Source organism: Paratractidigestivibacter sp. (assembly GCF_963660155.1).
Taxonomy (GTDB): Bacteria; Actinomycetota; Coriobacteriia; order Coriobacteriales; family Atopobiaceae; genus Paratractidigestivibacter.
On sequence record NZ_CAVKWG010000048.1, the window covers coordinates 96,092 to 114,811 of the forward strand.

Annotated in this window: 12 protein-coding genes; 4 read left to right on the top strand and 8 right to left on the bottom strand. The window is 66.5% G+C overall.

What is annotated here, in order from left to right; translation table 11 throughout:
• Positions 1-180: 180 nt before the first annotated feature.
• The 6 genes from U5709_RS09495 to U5709_RS09520 form a co-directional block, all read right to left on the bottom strand.
• A complete protein-coding gene (locus U5709_RS09495; protein WP_321971749.1) occupies positions 181-819 on the bottom strand; it encodes an MBL fold metallo-hydrolase in 639 nt (212 codons plus the stop codon).
• A 9-nt stretch (positions 820-828) separates the two neighbouring features.
• A complete protein-coding gene (locus tag U5709_RS09500; protein ID WP_321971750.1) occupies positions 829-3,183 on the bottom strand; it encodes a bifunctional (p)ppGpp synthetase/guanosine-3',5'-bis(diphosphate) 3'-pyrophosphohydrolase in 2,355 nt (784 codons plus the stop codon).
• A 25-nt stretch (positions 3,184-3,208) separates the two neighbouring features.
• Positions 3,209-6,520, bottom strand: coding sequence for a single-stranded-DNA-specific exonuclease RecJ (gene recJ, locus U5709_RS09505; protein ID WP_321971751.1), 3,312 nt, complete (start codon positions 6,518-6,520; stop codon positions 3,209-3,211).
• Positions 6,520-8,049: a SecDF P1 head subdomain-containing protein gene (gene secD, locus U5709_RS09510; RefSeq protein WP_321973277.1), complete on the bottom strand. Its 1,530-nt coding sequence runs from the start codon at positions 8,047-8,049 to the stop codon at positions 6,520-6,522. The genes recJ and secD overlap by 1 nt, the downstream gene beginning before the upstream one ends.
• A gap of 474 nt (positions 8,050-8,523) precedes the next feature.
• Complete coding sequence (gene tgt, locus U5709_RS09515) at positions 8,524-9,711, bottom strand: tRNA guanosine(34) transglycosylase Tgt (protein WP_321971753.1); 1,188 nt, start codon at positions 9,709-9,711, stop codon at positions 8,524-8,526.
• A 103-nt stretch (positions 9,712-9,814) separates the two neighbouring features.
• A complete protein-coding gene (locus U5709_RS09520; RefSeq protein WP_321971754.1) occupies positions 9,815-10,087 on the bottom strand; it encodes an HPr family phosphocarrier protein in 273 nt (90 codons plus the stop codon).
• Between the two features lie 266 nt (positions 10,088-10,353).
• On the opposite strand from U5709_RS09520, the gene U5709_RS09525 reads away from it, so the two are divergent.
• Entirely contained in the window at positions 10,354-11,847 is a 1,494-nt protein-coding gene (locus U5709_RS09525) for a hypothetical protein (protein WP_321973278.1), read from the top strand.
• Between the two features lie 214 nt (positions 11,848-12,061).
• Here the strand turns inward: U5709_RS09525 and queA are convergent, their stop codons facing one another.
• On the bottom strand, positions 12,062-13,222 hold the full coding sequence (gene queA / locus U5709_RS09530) for a tRNA preQ1(34) S-adenosylmethionine ribosyltransferase-isomerase QueA (protein WP_321971757.1): 1,161 nt from the start codon (positions 13,220-13,222) through the stop codon (positions 12,062-12,064).
• 239 nt (positions 13,223-13,461) lie between these two features.
• Entirely contained in the window at positions 13,462-14,223 is a 762-nt protein-coding gene (locus U5709_RS09535) for a DeoR/GlpR family DNA-binding transcription regulator (RefSeq protein WP_321973279.1), read from the bottom strand.
• A gap of 316 nt (positions 14,224-14,539) precedes the next feature.
• On the opposite strand from U5709_RS09535, the gene U5709_RS09540 reads away from it, so the two are divergent.
• The 3 genes from U5709_RS09540 to U5709_RS09550 all read left to right on the top strand — a co-directional run bounded on the left by U5709_RS09540 (position 14,540) and on the right by U5709_RS09550 (position 18,524).
• A complete protein-coding gene (locus U5709_RS09540) occupies positions 14,540-15,391 on the top strand; it encodes a class II fructose-bisphosphate aldolase (RefSeq protein ID WP_321973280.1) in 852 nt (283 codons plus the stop codon).
• Between the two features lie 12 nt (positions 15,392-15,403).
• Positions 15,404-16,282 carry an aldose 1-epimerase family protein gene (locus tag U5709_RS09545; RefSeq protein WP_321971760.1) on the top strand — a complete coding sequence of 293 codons (879 nt, stop codon included), beginning with the start codon at positions 15,404-15,406 and terminating at the stop codon, positions 16,280-16,282.
• Between the two features lie 148 nt (positions 16,283-16,430).
• A complete protein-coding gene (locus tag U5709_RS09550) occupies positions 16,431-18,524 on the top strand; it encodes a BglG family transcription antiterminator (protein ID WP_321973281.1) in 2,094 nt (697 codons plus the stop codon).
• Positions 18,525-18,720 lie beyond the last annotated feature (196 nt).

The window sequence follows — 18,720 nt, forward strand, 5'->3', positions numbered from 1 at the left end:
CAGGCGACCTCAAGCGAGGCGCCTGCGCTTTTCTTGTGATGTGCCGCCTGCAATTTGGGGACAGCCCCCTTTTTGCACACGAAGCGCCGCTTCGAGCATTATGCCCGACGATTCGGCGACGAAGCCGCAGCGGCCACGCGTGTGCAAAAAGGGGACTGTCCCCAAATTGCAGGCTGCTGGTTAGGCGCGCATGAAGGGGTTGTAGGCCAGTTCGCGCTTCATCGTGGTGGCCTCGCCGTGGCCGCAATAAAGTACGGTCTGGGCCGGGATGCGCGCGGCTAGGCGGCGAAGCGTCGCCATGATAGTGGCCTCGTCCCCGCCGTCGAGGTCGGTGCGGCCGTGGCTACCGGGAAATACGGTGTCGCCGACGAAGGCCACGCCCTCGGCCGTGCCGCCGCCGAGGAGCACAACGCCGCCGGGCGTGTGGCCCGGCGCCCCGAGGACCTCGAACGTGGCGGAGCCGACGCGAATGACGTCGCCCTCGGCAAGCTCGCGGTCGGGCAAGGGCGCGCCGTCGTCGTAGGCAATACCCAGCACAGAGACCTCGCCCGCATGCGTCGCACGCTCGGCGTCCGCGGCATGGATAAGGAAATCGGCGCCGGTCCGCGCCTTGAGCGCCGCCACCCCGCCCACATGGTCGCCGTGGCCGTGGGTGGCCACGATGGCCTCGACGTCCACGTCGGAGAGCGCATCGGCCACGGCGGAGCCGGAGGCCCCCGGGTCCACGACCATGCAGGCGCCCTCGCTCACGTAGGCATAGCAGTTCGTCTGGATAGGCCCCACCACGAAGCAGCGGAGCTCGTCTTTAGCCTGAGCCATGGCTCTCCCCTACCGCTTCTTCTTGCCGAGCTGCTGGGAGCCCTCGCCGGGCATGAGGCGGCGCGCGTCGTAGACGGAGGGCACGCGGCTCACGATGGCGAGAAGCGAGTCGAGCAGGCTCGCGTCCGAGATGGAGACGAGGAAGCGGAGGCGCGCGATGCCCTGACTCGAGGTCTGCGTGGCGGCGGACATGATGTTTCCGCCCGCGTCGCCGATGGCGATGGTCACGTCCTTGAGCAGGCCCATGCGATCGGTCGCCTCGACGACGATCTCAACGCGGAACTCGGTGGCGCCGGAGGTGTCCCAAGCCACATCGATGAGGCGCTCGGGGTTGTTCATGAGGTCGGCCACATTCGGGCAGCTGGCGCGGTGGACCGACACGCCGCGTCCGCGGGTGATGAAGCCCACGATCTCGTCGCCGGCCACCGGGTTGCAGCAGTGCGCGAGGTGCACGAGCAGGTCCGCGTCGCCCTTGACAACGACGCCGCAGTTGGAGTGCCTTTTCTTGCCCTTGGCCGTCTGCGAGATGGCATAGGACTTCATGACGGGCTTGTCGCCCTCGAGCGCGCGGGCGCGGGCGGCCTTGGCCTCGGCCTCCTTGGCCGCGGCGGCGAGCTGCTCGGGCGAGCCCTCGTTCAGGATCTCCTCGATGCGGTTGGCCGCGAGGTTGGCCGTTACCTTGCCCGTGTGGACGGCGGCGAACAGGTCGTCCGCGTCCTTGGTGTTCAGGGCCTCGCAGGCACGGTCGATGGCCTTCATCGTGCGCTTGGCGCCGATGCCGTAGCCGCGGCGGCGAAGCTCGCGGGCGAGCTCGTTTCGGCCCTGCTCGGCGTCGTCGCTCTTGGACTCGACGGAGAAATACTTGCGGATCTTGGCGCGCGCCGACGGCGTGGCCACGATCGCGAGCCAGTCGTGGCTGGGCTTGGCGTTCTTGTTGGTGAGGATCTCGACGCGGTCGCCCATGCTGAGCTTATAGGTGAGCGGCACGACCGAGCCGTTGACCTTGGCCCCGACGCAGTGGTTTCCCACCTCGGTGTGGACGGCGTAGGCGAAGTCGAGGGGCGTCGAGTCGCGGCGCAGGCTCATGACCTCGCCCTTCGGCGTAAAAACGAAGATATCGTGCTCGAAGAAGTCGACGCGCAGGTTGTCGAGGAACTCGTGGGCGTCCTCGACGTCGTCCTCCACGGCCCAGTCGAGGCTGCGGCGAATCCAGTTGATGGTCGAGTCGATGGAGCGGTCCTCGGCGCTCATCTTGCCGCGCGAGTTGCCGGATTTCTTGTAGAGCCAGTGGGCGGCGATGCCGTACTCGGAGGCCTCGTGCATCTCGACGGTGCGGATCTGGATCTCGATGGGGCGCCCGTCGGGGCCGACGACCGTTGTGTGCAGCGACTGGTAGAGGTTGGCCTTGGGCGTGGCGATGTAGTCCTTGAAACGACCGGGCAGCGGGTGCCACAGGGTGTGGACGGCGCCCAGCGCGCTGTAGCAGTCCCCCACCGTCTGCGTGATGACGCGCAAGGCGATGAGATCGTAGATCTCGGAGAACTCGCGGCCCTTGCGAGTCATTTTCATGTAAATGGACCACAGGTGCTTAGGCCGGCCCGTGATCTGGAAGTCCTTGAGGCCGACGCGCTTAAGCTCGTCGGAGAGGGTCTTCATGGCGACCTCGGCGTCGTCCTCGCGCTGCGCGCGTGAATCCTGCACCATACGGGCGATGCGCTGGTACTCCTCCGGCTCGAGCCAGAAGAAGGCCAGGTCCTCGAGTTCCCACTTGACCGAGCTCATGCCGAGGCGGTCGGCGAGCGGGGCATAGACGTCCATGGTCTCGCGTGCCTTGAAGACGCGGCGGTCAGGCGGCAAAGCCGCCAAGGTGCGCATGTTGTGCAGACGGTCCGCGAGCTTGATGATGACGACGCGGATGTCGTGGCTCATGGCGAGGAACATCTTGCGCAGGTTCCAGGCTTGCTTTTCGTCCATGGAGGCAACCTTGACGTTCGTGAGCTTGGTCACGCCGTCCACAAGGTCGGCCACGGTCTCGCCATAGAGGCCCTTGAGCTGGTCGAGGGTGGCCGAGGTGTCCTCGACCGTGTCGTGCAGCAGCGCGGCGCAGATGGTGTCCTCGTCCATGCGGAAGTCTTTGGCAAGGATCAACGCCACCTCGACCGGATGGTTGATGTAGGGCTCGCCGGAGCGCCTGCGCTGGTCGCGGTGATAATCGGCCGCGAAGCGATAAGCGCTCTCGACCTTGGCGAGGTCGTCGGCTGCCATATAGGATTTGCAGGCCTGCTCGAGGAGGCGGAAGTTCGCCGCACCGGGGGCCTGCTTGATAGTCGGCTTGTGCGCCGCCTTGTTCTCGGCGTCGTCCATGGCTCGTCCTTTGCTACACGACCGCTCACGAACTAGGCGAGATGGGCCTGGCTATGGTGTCGGTCAGCTCTTCTTGGGAACAATGTAGCACCCAATCGCAGAATTGGCCGAAGTCTTCGCGGCCCTGTAACCCCTCGCGGTAACGGACCGAGAGCTCGAGGTCCATGTGCTCGGGGCTGGGGGCCATGCGGACACGGCGGGCGTCGCCGAAGCCCTCGACGGAAAGAAAGCCCAGCTCGGAGAAGACGCCGAGGCCGCCCTCGATCTCGGACTCGTCTATTGCGCGGGTCGCGTCGAAGTGCGCCGCCATGGCGATGACGGCGTGCTTGTCCAGGGCGAACGTATCCTCGGCGCACGAGCGGTCGAGAGCCACGAGGGAACGCCAGAGGACGACGAGCTCGGGGCGCTCCGGGGCGCCCGCGGCGATGATCTTCTCGTTGAGACGCACGTCTCGGCCGCCGAAGAGCAGGTGGACGCGGGCAAGAAGACCGTCGCGACCGGCGCGGCCGCTCATCTGGTTGAACTCGACGCGGCCGAAGGGCAGCGTGTAGAGGACGACGTTGCGCACATCGGGGAGGTTCACGCCCTCGCCGAATGCGGAGGTCGAGACGATGCAGGTGAGCTCGCCCGCGCGGAAAGCGCCCTCGACTCGGGCTCGGACGTCGCGCGGCAGGCCCGCGTTGTAGAAGGCTATGTTGCCAGCGAGATCGGGCAGTCGGTGGCGCAGCAGGCGCACGACCTCGACGGATTGCTGGCGGCTCGTCACGTAGACGATGGTCTTCTCGCCTGAGGACACAAGGCTCACGAGGGCGCTCTCACGATCGTGGATGTTGCGGCGATCGACAACGGCGAGGTTCTCACGCAACCCGTCGTCGACGAGGACGTCAGAGCCGACCACGCCGAGAAGGCGGCAGATCTCGCGCGAGGCCTCGGCTGTGGCCGTGGCCGTGACGGCGAGACAGACGGGCTCCCCGAGCTCCTCGCGGATACGGGGGAAGTCCTGATAGGCGCTACGATGGCCTGCCTTGGAGGCGCCGGCGTGGTGGGCCTCGTCCACGACGACGAACCGGACGCGCCCGCACTCGGAGAAGCGGCCGGTGTGGATGGCCAGGAACTCGGGCGTGGTGAGCACGATGTCGACGGCGCCGTCGCCGAGGCCGGCAAAGATGCGGCGGCGCTCGTCCTCAGGCGTCTCGCCGGTGAGCACGCAGGCAATTAGCCCGAGCTCAGCCAAGGTTTTGCACAGGTGGAAGGACTGGTCGGCCACAAGCGCGCGCAGCGGGTAGACGAAAACGGAGGCCGCACCCTCGAGGATGGCCTCGCGGGCGGCGTGCACATGGAAGATGAGCGACTTACCGCGGCCCGTGGCCATGACGGCCATGGTGGAGCGGCCGGCGGCCAGGCGGTCGAGCGCCGCTTGCTGCGTCGGCAAAAGGTCGTGGTCGCCGATCATGCGGCGCACGAGCTCGCGGGTAAGCTCGGGCACACCCAGACCCTCGAGGGCGCGGGCGTCGGGCACATCGGAGACCGGGGCCTCGCCGGCAGCGGGCGCCGCCTTGACGGAGTCGTCGGCGAGTGCGGCCACCTCAGACGCGAGGTCTCCTTGCTCGGTAGCTATTTCGCCCTCGCCGCGCACAAGCACGTCCTTGACCATGAGTTTGGCCTTCGTGCGTCCCTGCCAAGTCTCGTTGACGGCCTCGAACACGAGGTCGACGGCCCCGTCGCAGTCGACAAGGCGGGCCGGATCGGGCGCGCGGAACATGATCGCGGGCACCATGCCCACGCCGTCGGTGGCAAAGAAACGCAGGTGGTTGCCCTCGGCGCCCACGCGCGAGCGGTTGCGCATGCTCACGCCGTGCGAGGCGAAGAGCGGCTTCTTGTTGCCTTGGCCGAAGGGCTGGAGCGCCTCGAGCGAGGCAATGGTCTCGACGGAGAGCTCGTCCAGGCCGATGACGGCGGCGACCTCCTCGGTCGAGACGAATTTCTCGGGATCGAGCTTTGAGAGGACCTCCTCGAGGCGGTCGCGAAACTCGTCGAGGCGCGACGCCTCGCAGGTCACGCCCACGGCCCCCGCGTGCCCGCCGAAGCGAATGAGGCAGTCGGAGCACTGCTCGACGGCGTGGAAGAGGTCGACCGAGCCCGCGGAGCGGCCGCTTCCGCGCGCCACCCCGTCGACGATGGAGAAAAGGATCGCCGGCACATGGAAACGGTTGACGATGCGCGAGGCCACGATGCCCTTGACGCCCTCGTGCCAACCCTCGCCACCGACGACAATGGCGTGGACGCCCTCGTGCGGCAGCGCCTCGATGGCCGCCATGGCCGATTCGGTGAGCTGCGACTCGATGGCGCGGCGCTCGGTGTTCGTCTCCTCGAGCTGCACGGCGAGAAGCCGCGCCTCTCGCGGGTCCTCAACCATGAGCAGGTCAAAGGCCACGTCGGTCGTGCCCATGCGTCCCGCGGCGTTAAGGCGAGGGATGATGGAGAACGGAAGCGAGTCGGCGGTGGCCTCCTCGATACGGATGTTTGCGGTGGCCGCGAGCGCCGCGACGCCAGGGCGCGGAGACGCCTTCATGCGCGCGATGCCCTCGGCCACGAGGGCGCGGTTCTCACCTTGCAGCAGCATCATGTCCGAGAGCGTGCCCAGCATGGCGACGTCGGTGTAGTCGCGCCACATCTCGGGCTCGCCGCGGCGACGCCCAAGCTCGTGCACGAGCTTGAGGGCGACGCCTGCGCCAGCAAGCTCGCGAGAGGGGCAGTCCTCCGAGAGCTTGGGATCGGTTACGGGGACGCCCTGCGGGACCAGGTCGGCGGGCTCGTGGTGGTCGGTGACGACCACATCGATGCCTCGGTCCAAGATTGCCTTTACCTCGGCCGCGGCCGCGACGCCGTTGTCCACGGTCACGATGAGCGAGGGCTCGCAGTTGGCGAGCACGCGCCCGACGGCGGTCTCGGATAAGCCGTAGCCCTCTCCGAAGCGGTGCGGGATGAAGGGATGGACCTCGGCGCCCATACGACGAAGCGCGAGCGTGAGCAGGCAGGTGGAGCTCATGCCATCGACGTCGAAGTCGCCGAAAACAGCGATGACCTCGTGTTCATTGACCGCGCGCTCGACGCGGTCGGCCGCCTCTCGCATGCCGGGGATGACGAGCGGGTCGGCCCAATCGCGCTCGAGCGAGGGCGAAAGGAATGCGCGCGCCTCCTCGGCGCTCGAGCAGCCGCGCGCGGCGAGCACGCGCGCCACAAGCGACGACAGCCCGAGCTCGCGGGAAAGCTCAAGCTCGGCTGCCGGATCAGGCGGGAGGACCGACCAGCGTCGGCTCCCCGCGAGGCCTCCCACTACTCCTCGCTCTCGGCGGGGGCGGCGTCCTCGTTGTCGTTGTCGTCGGCAGGCTCACCGGAAGCCTCAGCAGCGCCTGAGCCGGCGGCCGCGAGGGCGCCCTTGACGCCCCAGAGGCCGGGCTTCTTGCTGGCGGCGCCCAGGCCGAGCACGCGAAGGGCGGGGACGGCGAGAAGGACGATCGCGGCGCCGTCGGCTGCGATGCCGAACGCGAGAGCAAGCGCGATGCCCTGGATCTGACTGGAGCCGACGAAGAGCAGGATGCAGCCGATGACGAACGCGACGCCGAAGACGACGGCGGCCGGGCGCTCGGCGGCGTCGGCCACCTTGAGAGCGGCGCTGCGGATGCTCAGGCCCGAGGCGACGCCGCCGCGGAAGCGAACGAGCATGGCGAAGACCGCCACGAGCTCAGCTGCGGCCGCGGCAAAGATGGCGATAAGCGCGCCCAAGGTCAAGATGAAGGAGGCGCCGGCGGCAGAGGTGATGCCGAACCAGCCCATGGTGAGGGAGCAGGCAAGCGCAGGCGCGCCCGCGAGCACGAGGCCCGAGAGGCGGAAGACGACGAAACCGACGAGAATGACGCAGGCGAGCGCTATGCCGAAGCCGATGCAGGCGCGGCGAAGCGAGAGCACGGGGTCGACAGCGCGTGTATCGTCATGGGTCAGGGTAACGAGCAGGCTGCCGGAGCCGATCATACTGTTGAGCTGCGAGGCCTCGTCCAACGTGAAGTCACCGGAGATGGAGACCTGGCCGCCCGTGATCTCCTCGGAGACGGACGGGGCGGACTGGACCACGCCGTCGACGACGATGGCGATCTGGCCGGAGCTCTCGGCGAGCTCCTTGGTCACCTCGGCGAAGGTGGTCGAGCCCTCGTCATCGAAGTTGACCACGACCACGTAGATGATCGAATAGCTGCCGTCGCTCGAGGTGCTGGAGCTCGTGGTGTAGGAGACCTGCGAGCTCTTGATGTGGGTTTCGTCGAGGAAAGCGGTGTAGGTGCCGGCCTCGAGCTGCACGTCCTCGGTACCGTTCTGGATTTTGGCCATGGCCTCGGCGTCGCCGATCTGGTCGACGCGCACGAACTCGACCTTGCCGGTCTGGCCGATGGTGCTGAGGGAATCGGTGTCGGCAGAGAACGGCACGTCGACGAGGAGCTTGCCGTCGGACTGGCTCACCTTGTAGCCCTTGATGCTCCTGCCGTCCAGGCGCGAGGAGATGATCTTCGAGGCCTCGGAGAGCTGCTCGGAGCTCACCTCGGCGGTGTCGCTGCTCGCCGCGGAGAAGACAAGCTCATTGCCGCCCGTCAGCTCGACGGAGCGCTGCAGCGAGCCGAGAAAAGCGTAGCAGCAGCCGAGCGCCGCCACGGCGAGCACGACGACCACGGCGAGGAGGCGGACGTTCTGCCTAGCGACGTTGTTCTTGCGCTTCTTGGACTTGGAGGAGGACTTGCCGTCAACCTCTGTGTTGGTGGCGGCGCGCCACCTGTCGACGCCGGTCTTGGTCTCGGCGGAATCGACCTTCTTGGCCATAAGAAAACCTCTTAAGTTGTAGGGGCCGTCGGCCCTCGCTGTTTTAACTCGAAAAGTATAGACCAGCGTATGCATGGAAGGCGACGGAGACGGCGAGTTTGTCTCCGTGCCCAGACAGTCCTGTTCGCGCAGATACCACATTAAGTGGCCTCCGGCTCATGCGGAACTGCGCGCGAAGGTAGGGCTCTTCTCAACCGCTACGTCGCCGGTAGAGGCTCCGCAGCGTAAAAAGAGGGGCGATGGCCCCTTTCGGGGATAGTTTCTTACGGCCAATCTTTATGCAGGGGAGGGAAAGCGTGTTGTCGCGCTTAGGCATGACTTTTGGACTGCTATTGGCAACAGGTCTCCGTCGCCCGCAAAGAAAACGCCTCCGCTTGGCCCAAATCGGACCAAGGGGACGCGTTTTCTTTGCGGCGCAGCGCCGCACGCACCAACCCGCCGTGTTTTCTTTGCGTCGCGGCCTAGGCGCGACTACTAGTAGTCGTTGGAGGCGGAAGACGACATCCAGTCGGAGACGAAATCGGAGTAGGTGCCGGCGATGATGGACTCGCGGGCGCGGCGCATGAGGTCGAGAAGGTACCAGATGTTGTGCTGCGAGATCAGGATGCCGCCGAGCATCTCCTTCTGGCGGACCAGGTGGTGGATGTAGGCGCGCGAGAAGCCTCCGGCGCACGACGGGCAACCGCAGCCCTCGTCAAGCGGGCGCGGGTCGTCGCGGAAGCGGGCGTTCTTGAGGTTGATGCGCCCCTCATTCGAGAAGGCAGTGCCGGTTCGCGCCGTGCGGGTCGGCAACACGCAGTCGAACATGTCGATGCCGCAAGCGACGCCGCGCACGAGCGTGGTCGGGTTGCCGACGCCCATGAGGTAGCGCGGCTTGCCTTTGGGCATGTACTCGGCGCAGAGGGGCTCCAGGCTCTCGAACATCGTCTCGTGGTCCTCCCCCACCGAGTAGCCGCCGATGCCGTAGCCGGGGAAGTCGCCGGCGTCCTCAAGGTGCTGCAGGCTGCGAAGGCGCAGGTCGAGGTGCATGCCGCCCTGCACGATACCGAAGAGCGCCTGGTCCTTGCGCGTGTGCGCGGCAAAGCAGCGGTCGGCCCACATGCTCGAGAGCTCGACCGAGCGCGCGACCTTCGCGCGGCTCGCGGGGTAACCCACGCACTGGTCGAGCTGCATGGTGATGTCGCTTCCGAGCTTCTGGGCGATGGCCATGTTCTCCTCAGGCGTCCACTCCACCCAGCGCCCGTCGTAGTCGACGGCGCGGAACTTGACGCCCTGGTTCGACAGCTTGAAGAACTCCTCATGGCTGAACACCTGAAAGCCGCCCGAGTCGGTGAGGATGGGCCCGCCCCAGCGCATGAAGCCGTGGACGTCGCCCATCCGCGCAACGAGGTCGGCACCGGGCCGTTGCGAGAGGTGATAAAGGTTGTTGAGCAGTATCTTGGTGCCCATCTGCTCGAGCGTGGCGGGCAAGATGCCCTTTACCGTGGACTTCGTGCCCACCGGCATGAAGATGGGCGTGGGGATGTCGCCGTGCGGCGTGTGGAAAACGCCCGCCCGAGCATGGGTCTTGGGGTCCTCGGCCACGATGTCGTAGGTGAACCAGCGGCTCTCGTCGACGACCTCGCCCGCGCCCGCGAGCCCCGCGCATCCGTTTTCGCACATGCTAACCACTCCACTCCTGGGCGCGTCGGCGCCTCTTCGCACAAAGAAAGCCCGGCGCGGTCGGGCGCCGGGCTTAACAGTTTAGCCTTATTCGGCCTTGTGACTACTCGCCGAAGCGGGAGTCGATGAGGGCGATGAGGGCGTCGAGGGCGGCCTGCTCGTCCTCGCCGTCGCAGGCGACCTCAACGGTGGTGCCGGTGCCGAGGCCGGCGGCCAGAATCATCATGATGGACTTGGCGTTAACGGGAGCGGAGTCCTTGTCAACGTTCTTGATGGTGACGTTGGACTGGTACTTCTTGGCCTCGGTGACGAAGAGCGAGGCGGGACGGGCGTGAAGGCCGGTGGCGTTGGTGATGCTGGTCTGCTTAGAAACCATGATGGGGACTCCCTTTCCGATGTGCTGATGGGGGTGCTGTCCCCCCAACCTGTGGGACATATTAGCAAAGGTTGGCAAAAAGAAAACCGAGGATGTCGCAGAGAGCCCAAAGTAGGGCGCTCACCGCCGTCACGTGCACGCTCACCCTTCTTTGCTGCACAATAGCAATAATAAATGGAACGGCGACACTGCCGGGCGGTGAGGCTGATGCCTCGCCGCCCGGCGCCCACGAATCGTAGTCGCAGGCAGCAAGAAACGAGGAAGCCATGGCAGAGGACCAGATCGGCGATGTCGAAGAGACCGAGGAGACGCAGCAACTCGCCGCCTCCGCCGAGAACAAGGGCGCCGTGACGGCGCTCGATGCCGCGGTTGCCCCCGACCAGATGCGCGTCGCAGACGACCCCGCGGCCGACGAGGCGCAGGAAGAGGACGCCGCCGGCCTTGTTGCCGCGCAAGCCGACGACGACGCTGATCAAGTTGCGTCCGCGAGCCCCGCCGAAAACGACGAGAACGCCGTCATAGAGGCGCAGGGCGAAAACGACGTCATCGAGGCGCAGGCTGAGGTGATCGACGACGGGCTCGCCCCGTCCGAAGCCAACAAAGCCGCCGAGGCCGCCCTCGGCGTGGCCAAAGAGGTGGCCTCGGCGCTTCGCGCCGGCGTCTTCGCCGTCCGCGACGTCCACCACGCCTCCAAGCAGAGCGCCGACGCCCGCGCTCAGGCGCGCACCATCCAAGATGCCCTCGTGCGCGACCGGGCCACCCTCGGCCACCGCAAGCAGATTGAGGCCTCCTTCGACCAGATCGTCTCCGTGCAGGCAAAAATCGTCGAGGACAGCAAGGCCTCCATCGAGGCCGATCAGCAAAAGATCGACGGCCTCGCCGAGGAGCGCTCGGCGCTCGTGGCCGACCTCGACGAGCTCAAGGCCTCGAACGCTTCGGCCATCCGGCCCTACAAGCACCTGATCGAGTCCTCAAAGAGTGAGCTCGACGACGCGCAGCGCACCCTCACCGAGGCGAAGCGCGCGGTAAAGACCGCCGAATCTCAGCTCAAGGAAGCCAAGGAACGCCGCGACTCCTCGTATGCGATTGCGAACCGCAGCTACGACAACTCGCAGACCAGGCAGCGAAAGGTGCAAGAGGAGCTCAGGCGTCTGCAGAGCTCGGGCGGCTCGGCCGCGGCTATCTCGCAGCTTCAGTCCGACAACGTGGCGGCGCTGGCCGGCGTTGACAGCGCAAAGGCAGAGGTCGCGCGCGCGTCCAAGGACGGGCAGAGCGCCGTCGACAACGCCCAGACCCACCTCTGGGCCCAGAACCAGTCCCTCGCGAGCGCGCAAGCCAAGTACGACGACGCGAAGGCCAAGCATGAGGCCCACAAGGCGGAACACGACAAGATGGCAGACAACGCGTCCGCGGAGGAGAAGAAGCTTCAGGAGCGCATCAATGAGAAGAAGCGACTGCTTGACTCGCTGCGCTCCAAGGTCGACCAGACCCAGAAGGTGCTCGACGAGGCGCAGGGGCTCATCGACGAGGCGCAGCTCATCCGCTCGACGCCCCAGGAGACGAAGCGGCTCGAGGAGTCGATCGCTTCTCAGCAGGCGGACCTCGACGAGGCGAACAGCGAGGTCGAGCACCTCGCCGCGACCGAAAAGGAGCTCAGGCAGGCCACGCGGGGGTCGCGCGCCGCGCTTATCGCCGTGGCGGCCGCCGTTGTGCTCGTCCTCGTGTTCGTCGTGGTAAGCTGCGCCGGCGGGGCTAAATAGTCGATGTTGCAAGTCAGGCGGATAAAAGGGCGGGTCCGGTAAGCTCGGGCCCGCCCTTTTATCCGCATAACCCTTCTTCTTAGCCCTGTCGTAGTTTAGACGTAAGCCTTTCCCGGTGCCCCAGGTGGGGAGCGACAATCCCGTGGATGCGTACTCGGGTACGTGACGAGGGTTGCAGCCCCCAGATGGGGCGCCGGGGAAGGCTAGAACTTTATTACTTGATGAGCATTGCGTCGCCGAAGCTGAGGAACCGGTACCGCTCGTCGATGGCGGCCTGGTAGGCGGCCATGACCTGTTCGCGGGTGGCAAAGGCCGAGACAAGCATCATGAGGGTGCTTCTGGGCACGTGGAAGTTCGTGATCATGGCGTCCACCACGTGGAAGGCGGAGCCGGGCATGAGGTAGAGGTTGGTGGTGGCGTTCTCGCGCGCCACGATGTCTCCCGGCTCCGGCGAGAAGCGAAGCGCCGAGACGCCCGCGCACTCCCCCGCGACGCCCGCCTGCCAAGCGCTCTCCAGCGAGCGAACCGACGTGGTGCCCACGGCGATCACGCGGTGCCCGGCCGCCTTGGTGGCGTGCACGGCGTCCACGACCTGCTGCGAGACGTGGTAGCGCTCGGTGTGCATGACGTGCTGGGTGGGGTCGTCCTCGCTGACCAGGCGGAAGGTGTCGATGCCCACCTCGAGCTCGACCGTGGCCCACTGGACGCCCTTCTCGCGGATGCGCTCGATGAGCTCGGGCGTGAAGTGCAGGCCCGCCGTGGGCGCCGCCGCGGAGTGCTCCTCATCCATGGCGTAGACGGTCTGATACTTCTCGGGGTCGCCCTCGTATTGCGTGATATAGGGCGGCAGCGGCACGTGGCCGGCGGCGTGGATGGCCTCATCGAGGGTCATGGGCTCGCCGTCGGCGTGGGTGCCCACGGCGTCGAAGCGAACAAGGCGGCCGCCCTTGGAGTCCTCGACGAAGTCGATGATGGTGCCGGTGAGGACCACGGGCGCGGTGTCCGGGGCGTGGAGGCCGCCCGCGCGGTACTCGATGACGATGCCGGGCTGCTTCAAGCGCTTTCCGGGGTTGACCAGGCACTCCCACACGTGACCCATAGCGTCCACGTCCTCACGTCGCTTGAGCAGAAGCGTCTCGCAGACGCCGCCCGTGCCGCGCTTCTTGCCCACGAGGCGCGCCGGCAGCACGCGCGTCTGGTTGGCGACGATGAGGTCGCCCGGCTCCAGGTAGTCGATGACGTCGCTGAAGACCTTATGGCTGACCTCGCCCGTCTCGCGGTCAAGGACGAGCAGGCGGCAAGAGTCGCGGGGCTCGGCCGGGGCTTGGGCGATAAGCTCGTCGGGTAGCGGGTAGTCGAAGTCGTCGGTGCGCATGTGTTTCCTCTCGTCAGCGTTTCCGCAGGCAAGTTTAGCGCTCAATGAACAGCTCTGGAGCGATTCAAGGGCCTGGGCCACGGTGCTGCAGTCACAAAGTCTGATTTTTCACACTTTAAATTTGAAATTGCCAAGTATCGAGGGTCCTCCAACTGGCAAAACGAAGTGAAATCGGCCTCTTCTACTCAGCATTACGAAGTTTAAAGTGCGAAAAGTCAGACATGATACGAATCGGCGCCTCAAACCTGTGCCACGAGCACCTCGCAGGCGACCTGCTCGGCGATCTTCGGCGCGAGCGGGGCCTCGACCACGAGCAGATCGACGTCGGCAGTGTCGGCGAAGCGCATGAGGCCGGAGCCTCCCACCTTGCTCGTGTCCATGAGGACGACGCGCCGCTCGGCACAGCGCAAAAACGCCCGCTTGACCTCGGCCATCTGCTCGTAGTTGGTCATGAAGCCGCGCCCCGGGACGTAGGACGTGGGGCAGATGATGGCCACATCCGGGTGCAGCGCCTCGATGCCCGCGAGCACGAGCGGGCCGTATAGATAGCGGTGCCCCTTTCGAAGCGACCCGCCGAGAAGCACGACGTCGACGGCAGGCAGGCTCCTGTCTATGTAGTCGGCGATGGTGAGGTCGGCCGTCACGACGGTCACGCCCTCCTTGCCCGCGAGGTTCCGCACGAATTCGAGCGCCGTCGTGCCGGAATCCACGAGCACGGACTGTCCGTCGGACACGAGCTCGGCGGCGGCGCGGCCGACGGCGACCTTCGCGCCCACGTTCAGGTTCACACGGCGGTCCTGGACCGACACCGTGAGCGTCTTCGAGAGCGAGACCGCCCCTCCGTGGGTACGCCGCAGCTTGCCGTCGTGCTCGAGCGCCTCGAGGTCGGCGCGGACCGTCACCGCGGAGGCGCCGAGCAGCTCGATGAGCTCGCTTACCCTAACCGAGCCCGTGCGGTCGAGCTCGGAAAGAATAGCGGCGCGCCGCTCGTCTCTCATCATGTCGTGGCCCCAATCGACGCAGCTATGAAGAAACCGTGGAGTCGTCTGCGAATTTTTGCCGTGCGCACGAAACGTAAGCGATTCACGAATCCTTTCGTTTGCTGAACGCAATTTTACGATATTTCGTTTCGTTTTGCCTTCGGACGTAAATCTACTTTCTTTTTTCTTCGCTTAAGGAACAAGGCGTCGAAAATACGAGAGCCACAACACCCCTATAGTCCAACTCAGCAACACAGAGAGCGGCCGCCCTCGAACAACAAAGCCCGCGCGAACGCGCGGACCCACCAGTCAACGCTGTTCGAAAGAGGGGACCATCATGCTCGTCACCACCACCCAGATGCTCAAGGACGCCCAGGCCGGCCACTACGCCGTCGGCGCCTTCAACGTCGAGAGCCTCGAGTTCGTCATGGCCGTCATCCGCGCCGCCGAGGACAAGAAGAGCCCGGTCATCATGCAGACCACCCCGGGCACCGTCAAGTACGCGAACCTCGACTACTTTGCCGCCATGGCCAAGGTCGCGGCCGAGCAGGCGAGCGTGCCGGTGGCCATCCACCTCGACCACGGCGACGGCTTCGACCGCTGCGTCCAGGCCATGCACGCCGGCTACACCTCCGTCATGATCGACGGCTCCCACGACACCTTCGAGGACAACATCGCGCTGACCGCCTCCGTGACCAAGGTCGCCGCTCCGCTGAACATCCCCGTCGAGGCCGAGCTCGGCAAGGTCGGCGGCAAGGAGGACGACGGCCCGGCCGTCGAGGGCGAGAACCCCTACACCGACCCGGACGAGGCCGAGGAGTTCGTGGCCCGCACCAACTGCAGCTCCCTTGCCGTCGGCGTCGGCACCGCGCACGGCGTCTACGTGGGCACCCCGCACATCGAGCAGGAGGTCCTGAAGGCCATCCGCAGCCGCCTCGAGATCCCCCTGGTCCTGCACGGCACTTCCGGCGTGCCCGACGACCAGGTCGCCGAGGCCATCAAGAACGGCATCTGCAAGGTCAACTACGCCACCGAGCTGCGCCAGGCCTTCATGAAGGGCTTCATGGGCCACATGGCCGCCAACCCCGGCTGCTTCGACCCCAAGAAGCCGAGCAAGCCCGGCATGGACGAGATCTACGCCGTCGTCGCCTCCCACATGGACAACCTCGGCTCCACCAACAAGGCCTAAAAGGAGCGCACGATGGACGTCACCATCTCCGACAACAAGCTCTCGGTCGGCCTCACCTCGGCCGGCGGCTCGCTCACCTCGCTCAAGCTCGGCGGCACCGAGTACCTCTGGCAGCCGGACGCCGCCGTCTGGAGCGGCCAGGCGCCGATCTGCTTCCCCATCTGCGGCGGGTTGCGCGACGGCCGCGCCACCACGGCCTCGGGCAAGAAGGTCGAGCTCGCCCGCCACGGGTTTGCCCGCAAGTCCGAGTTCGCCCTCGTGGCGAGCGACGAGACGAGCGCCACCTACCGCCTCGAGAGCAACCCCGAGACGCTCAAGCAGTACCCCTTCCCCTTCCGCCTCGACGCGACCTACAAGGTGGTCGGGGGCAAGCTGACGGTGTCCTACGCCGTTACCAACACCGGGGACGAGGACATGCCCTTCTTCATCGGCGGCCACCCCGGCTTTGCCTGCCCCGTCATGGAGGGCGAGTCCTACGACGACTACCTCATCCGCTTCGAGAAGCCCGAGACCTCGACGCTGTGCCGCGCCGTGCCCTCGACCGGCCTCATCGACGTGGGGACGCGCGAGGACTCCCCCACCGCCGGCACCGGCGAGTTGCCGCTCACCCATGAGCTCTTCGACTTCGCCGAGAAGATCTACGACGTGCTCGAGTCGCGCTCCGCGACCCTCGTAAACCGAGCCGACGACCGCGGCGTTCGCCTGGAGTTCGCCGACTTCGACTACCTCATCGTGTGGAGCAAACCCGCCGGCGACTTCGTGGCCATCGAGCCCTGGGGCGGCCTTTCCACCTGCTCGGACGAGGACGACGTCCTCGAGCACAAGCGCGGCTGCATCGTGGCCGCGCCCGGCCAGACCGTGGAGCGCAGCTTCACTATCGAGCCTTTTTAGCCGAACCGACCGCGCGGCGGGCTCATTTGGGGGAAGCCTGCCGCGGCGGCATTTAGAGAGACACGCGCCGACGATTCGCACAGGGTCGCCGACGCGTGTTTCTTTTTGCGCGCGGCCCCGTGTTACCCTTTTGCGCCCAAGGAGGGATATGAACAAACGATCGCTCGCCATAGTCCGCTCGCTCTGTGAAGGGGACGAGCTCACGCTCGACTCGCTCGCCGGCGCCCACGGCGTCTCGACGCGCACCATCCGCAAGGACCTCGACGCCATCGACGGCGCTCTGCGCGCCCGCGGCCTCGCCGGCATCATGCTCGAACGCGGCGGCCGCGTCGTCTGCGTCGACAGCCCCCTGCCGCTGCTCGAGTCCGACGAGGGCGAGAAGCCCGGGTCGTTCCACCTCGAGCAAGAGGCGCGCATTCTGCTAGCCGCCGCCCTCGTGGCAGGTGCCATGCAGCCCATCACCTTGGGCGACATCGCCGAGAAGCTCATGGTGAGTCGCGGCACCGTGATCAACGACCTCGACGAGATTAAGCAGGTGCTGGCGAACCACCGCCTCGAGACAGTCTCGCAGTCCGGGCGCGGGCTGCACGCCGAAGGCCGCGAGTACGACCGCCGCCGCATCGCGCTGCACGCCTTTCGCGCAGCCACCCCTTCCGAGCGGCGCTTCATTGAGCGCGAGCTCGATCTTCTGCACCCCGACTCCGACGCCATCGAAAAGATCTTCCTCGAGCAGCAGTATGCGCACGACCAGGTGCTCACCGACGTGTGCGAGGCCGACACCCTGGCCTTCGTCCGCATCAGCCTGGCGCGTATGGCAAAGGGTCGCCTCATCAGCTCCGAGGAGGGCCCGCGCCCGCCGGCGACCTCGCGCTACGTGCCCCTCGCGAGCGACCTCGTGGACCTCTTCGCCCAATACCTGCACGTGGAGACCACCGCGGCCGAGAAGGACGCCCTCTGCTACCGCCTGCGCCACCAGCAGTTCGCGCACCGCGGGGGCGAGAACGTGGATGCGGCCCGCATCCAGCTCCTCACCAGGAGATTCATCACCCAGCTCTCGCGCGAGCTCGGCATCGACCTCACCGACGACTTCACGTTCTTCGAGAGCCTCTCGACGCATCTCGGCAGCGTCCTTCAGCCCGTGCCCGTGGACTACCCCGGCACCGACGCCGTCGAGGAGGTCATGGCGGCAAACCCGGCCATCACCGCCGCGACCCGCACCTGCGACGCCCAGATCCGCGAGCAGGCCGGCCGCGACCTCACCGAAATCGAGCTGGGTTTCATCGTCTTGCACGTCTGCGCCGCCATAGAGCGCAAGAAGAGCCGCCAGGCTCCCCTGCGCGTCGTCGTGGCCTGCAACTCCGGCGTCGGCACCTCTCAGCTGCTCACGGTGCGCCTCCAGGCGCGCTTCAACATCACCGTGGTGCGCACCTGCACGGTCCGCGAGGCTATGTCGGTGGACACCAACGACGCGGACCTCATCGTGACGACGGTGCCGCTCAAGGGCTCGCCGGTCACGAGCGTCGTGGTCTCGCCGATGCTCAGCGATGCCGAGGCTCTGCGCGTCGGCGAGAAGCTCGCGGAGCTGCGCGCCAAGCGGGGCGCGGCGGCGCCCGCCAAGCAGGTGAAGCCCACGGCCCAAGAGCTCATCAGCCGCATCGGCGCCACGGTCTACGACCTCGCGCCCGACCAGGCCCCGCCGCTCATGCGCTCCATAAACCACCTGGTCACCGAATACTTCGCCGAGTTCGAGGAAGGCCACGACGTGCCCGCGGCCCTGGCCGCCTTCGAGCTCTTGCCGCCCTCGCATATCCGCCTCGACGTGGAGTGCACCGACTGGAGAGACGCCGTGCGCAGAAGCGCCGATGTGCTGCTCAAGGGCGGCTACATCGAGGAGCGCTACATCGACGCCATCGTACGCAACATCGAGGAGAACGGCCCCTACGTGGTGCTCACCCCCGGCTTCGCCATGCCCCACGAGGGCACGGACGCCGGCCCCCTCATGTGCGGCCTCTCGATGATTCGCCTCGCCCACCCCGTGGAGTTCGGCGAGCCCGACCTCGACCCGGTCGAGTTCGTCTGCTGCCTTTCGGCCGTGGACCACAGCTCGCACCTGCGCGCGCTCTTCAACCTGGTGAACCTCATGCGTCGCGAGGAGGTGCGCGCCGAGCTCCATGCGGCGGCCACCCCCGAAGAGTTCGCGGGCATCATCGAGCGGCTCGAGCTCGACATCAAGGAGGGCTGAGAAGGGCGCGAGGGGCCTCTCGCGAACGGTAGGGACATCTTCGGCAAACGGCGGGTATCCAAGCGCGGATGCCTGCCGTATTTTTATAAAATCGCAGGTCAGAACACAGGCACAATCGGCGTCACAAATCCGTGAACCACGCTGAACTGTTCTGCGGGGACGCCCGCCCATACCATTGAATCATCGAAAGGGGCGG

Coding starts and splice junctions, on each gene's coding strand:
- U5709_RS09545 (WP_321971760.1), top strand. CDS start 15,404: ATGGACGTCACCATCTCCGACAACAAGCTCTCGGTCGGCCTCACCTCG.
- U5709_RS09495 (WP_321971749.1), bottom strand. CDS start 819: ATGGCTCAGGCTAAAGACGAGCTCCGCTGCTTCGTGGTGGGGCCTATC.
- U5709_RS09535 (WP_321973279.1), bottom strand. CDS start 14,223: ATGATGAGAGACGAGCGGCGCGCCGCTATTCTTTCCGAGCTCGACCGC.
- U5709_RS09550 (WP_321973281.1), top strand. CDS start 16,431: ATGAACAAACGATCGCTCGCCATAGTCCGCTCGCTCTGTGAAGGGGAC.
- U5709_RS09525 (WP_321973278.1), top strand. CDS start 10,354: ATGGCAGAGGACCAGATCGGCGATGTCGAAGAGACCGAGGAGACGCAG.
- queA (WP_321971757.1), bottom strand. CDS start 13,222: ATGCGCACCGACGACTTCGACTACCCGCTACCCGACGAGCTTATCGCC.
- U5709_RS09540 (WP_321973280.1), top strand. CDS start 14,540: ATGCTCGTCACCACCACCCAGATGCTCAAGGACGCCCAGGCCGGCCAC.
- U5709_RS09520 (WP_321971754.1), bottom strand. CDS start 10,087: ATGGTTTCTAAGCAGACCAGCATCACCAACGCCACCGGCCTTCACGCC.
- tgt (WP_321971753.1), bottom strand. CDS start 9,711: ATGTGCGAAAACGGATGCGCGGGGCTCGCGGGCGCGGGCGAGGTCGTC.
- U5709_RS09500 (WP_321971750.1), bottom strand. CDS start 3,183: ATGGACGACGCCGAGAACAAGGCGGCGCACAAGCCGACTATCAAGCAG.
- secD (WP_321973277.1), bottom strand. CDS start 8,049: ATGGCCAAGAAGGTCGATTCCGCCGAGACCAAGACCGGCGTCGACAGG.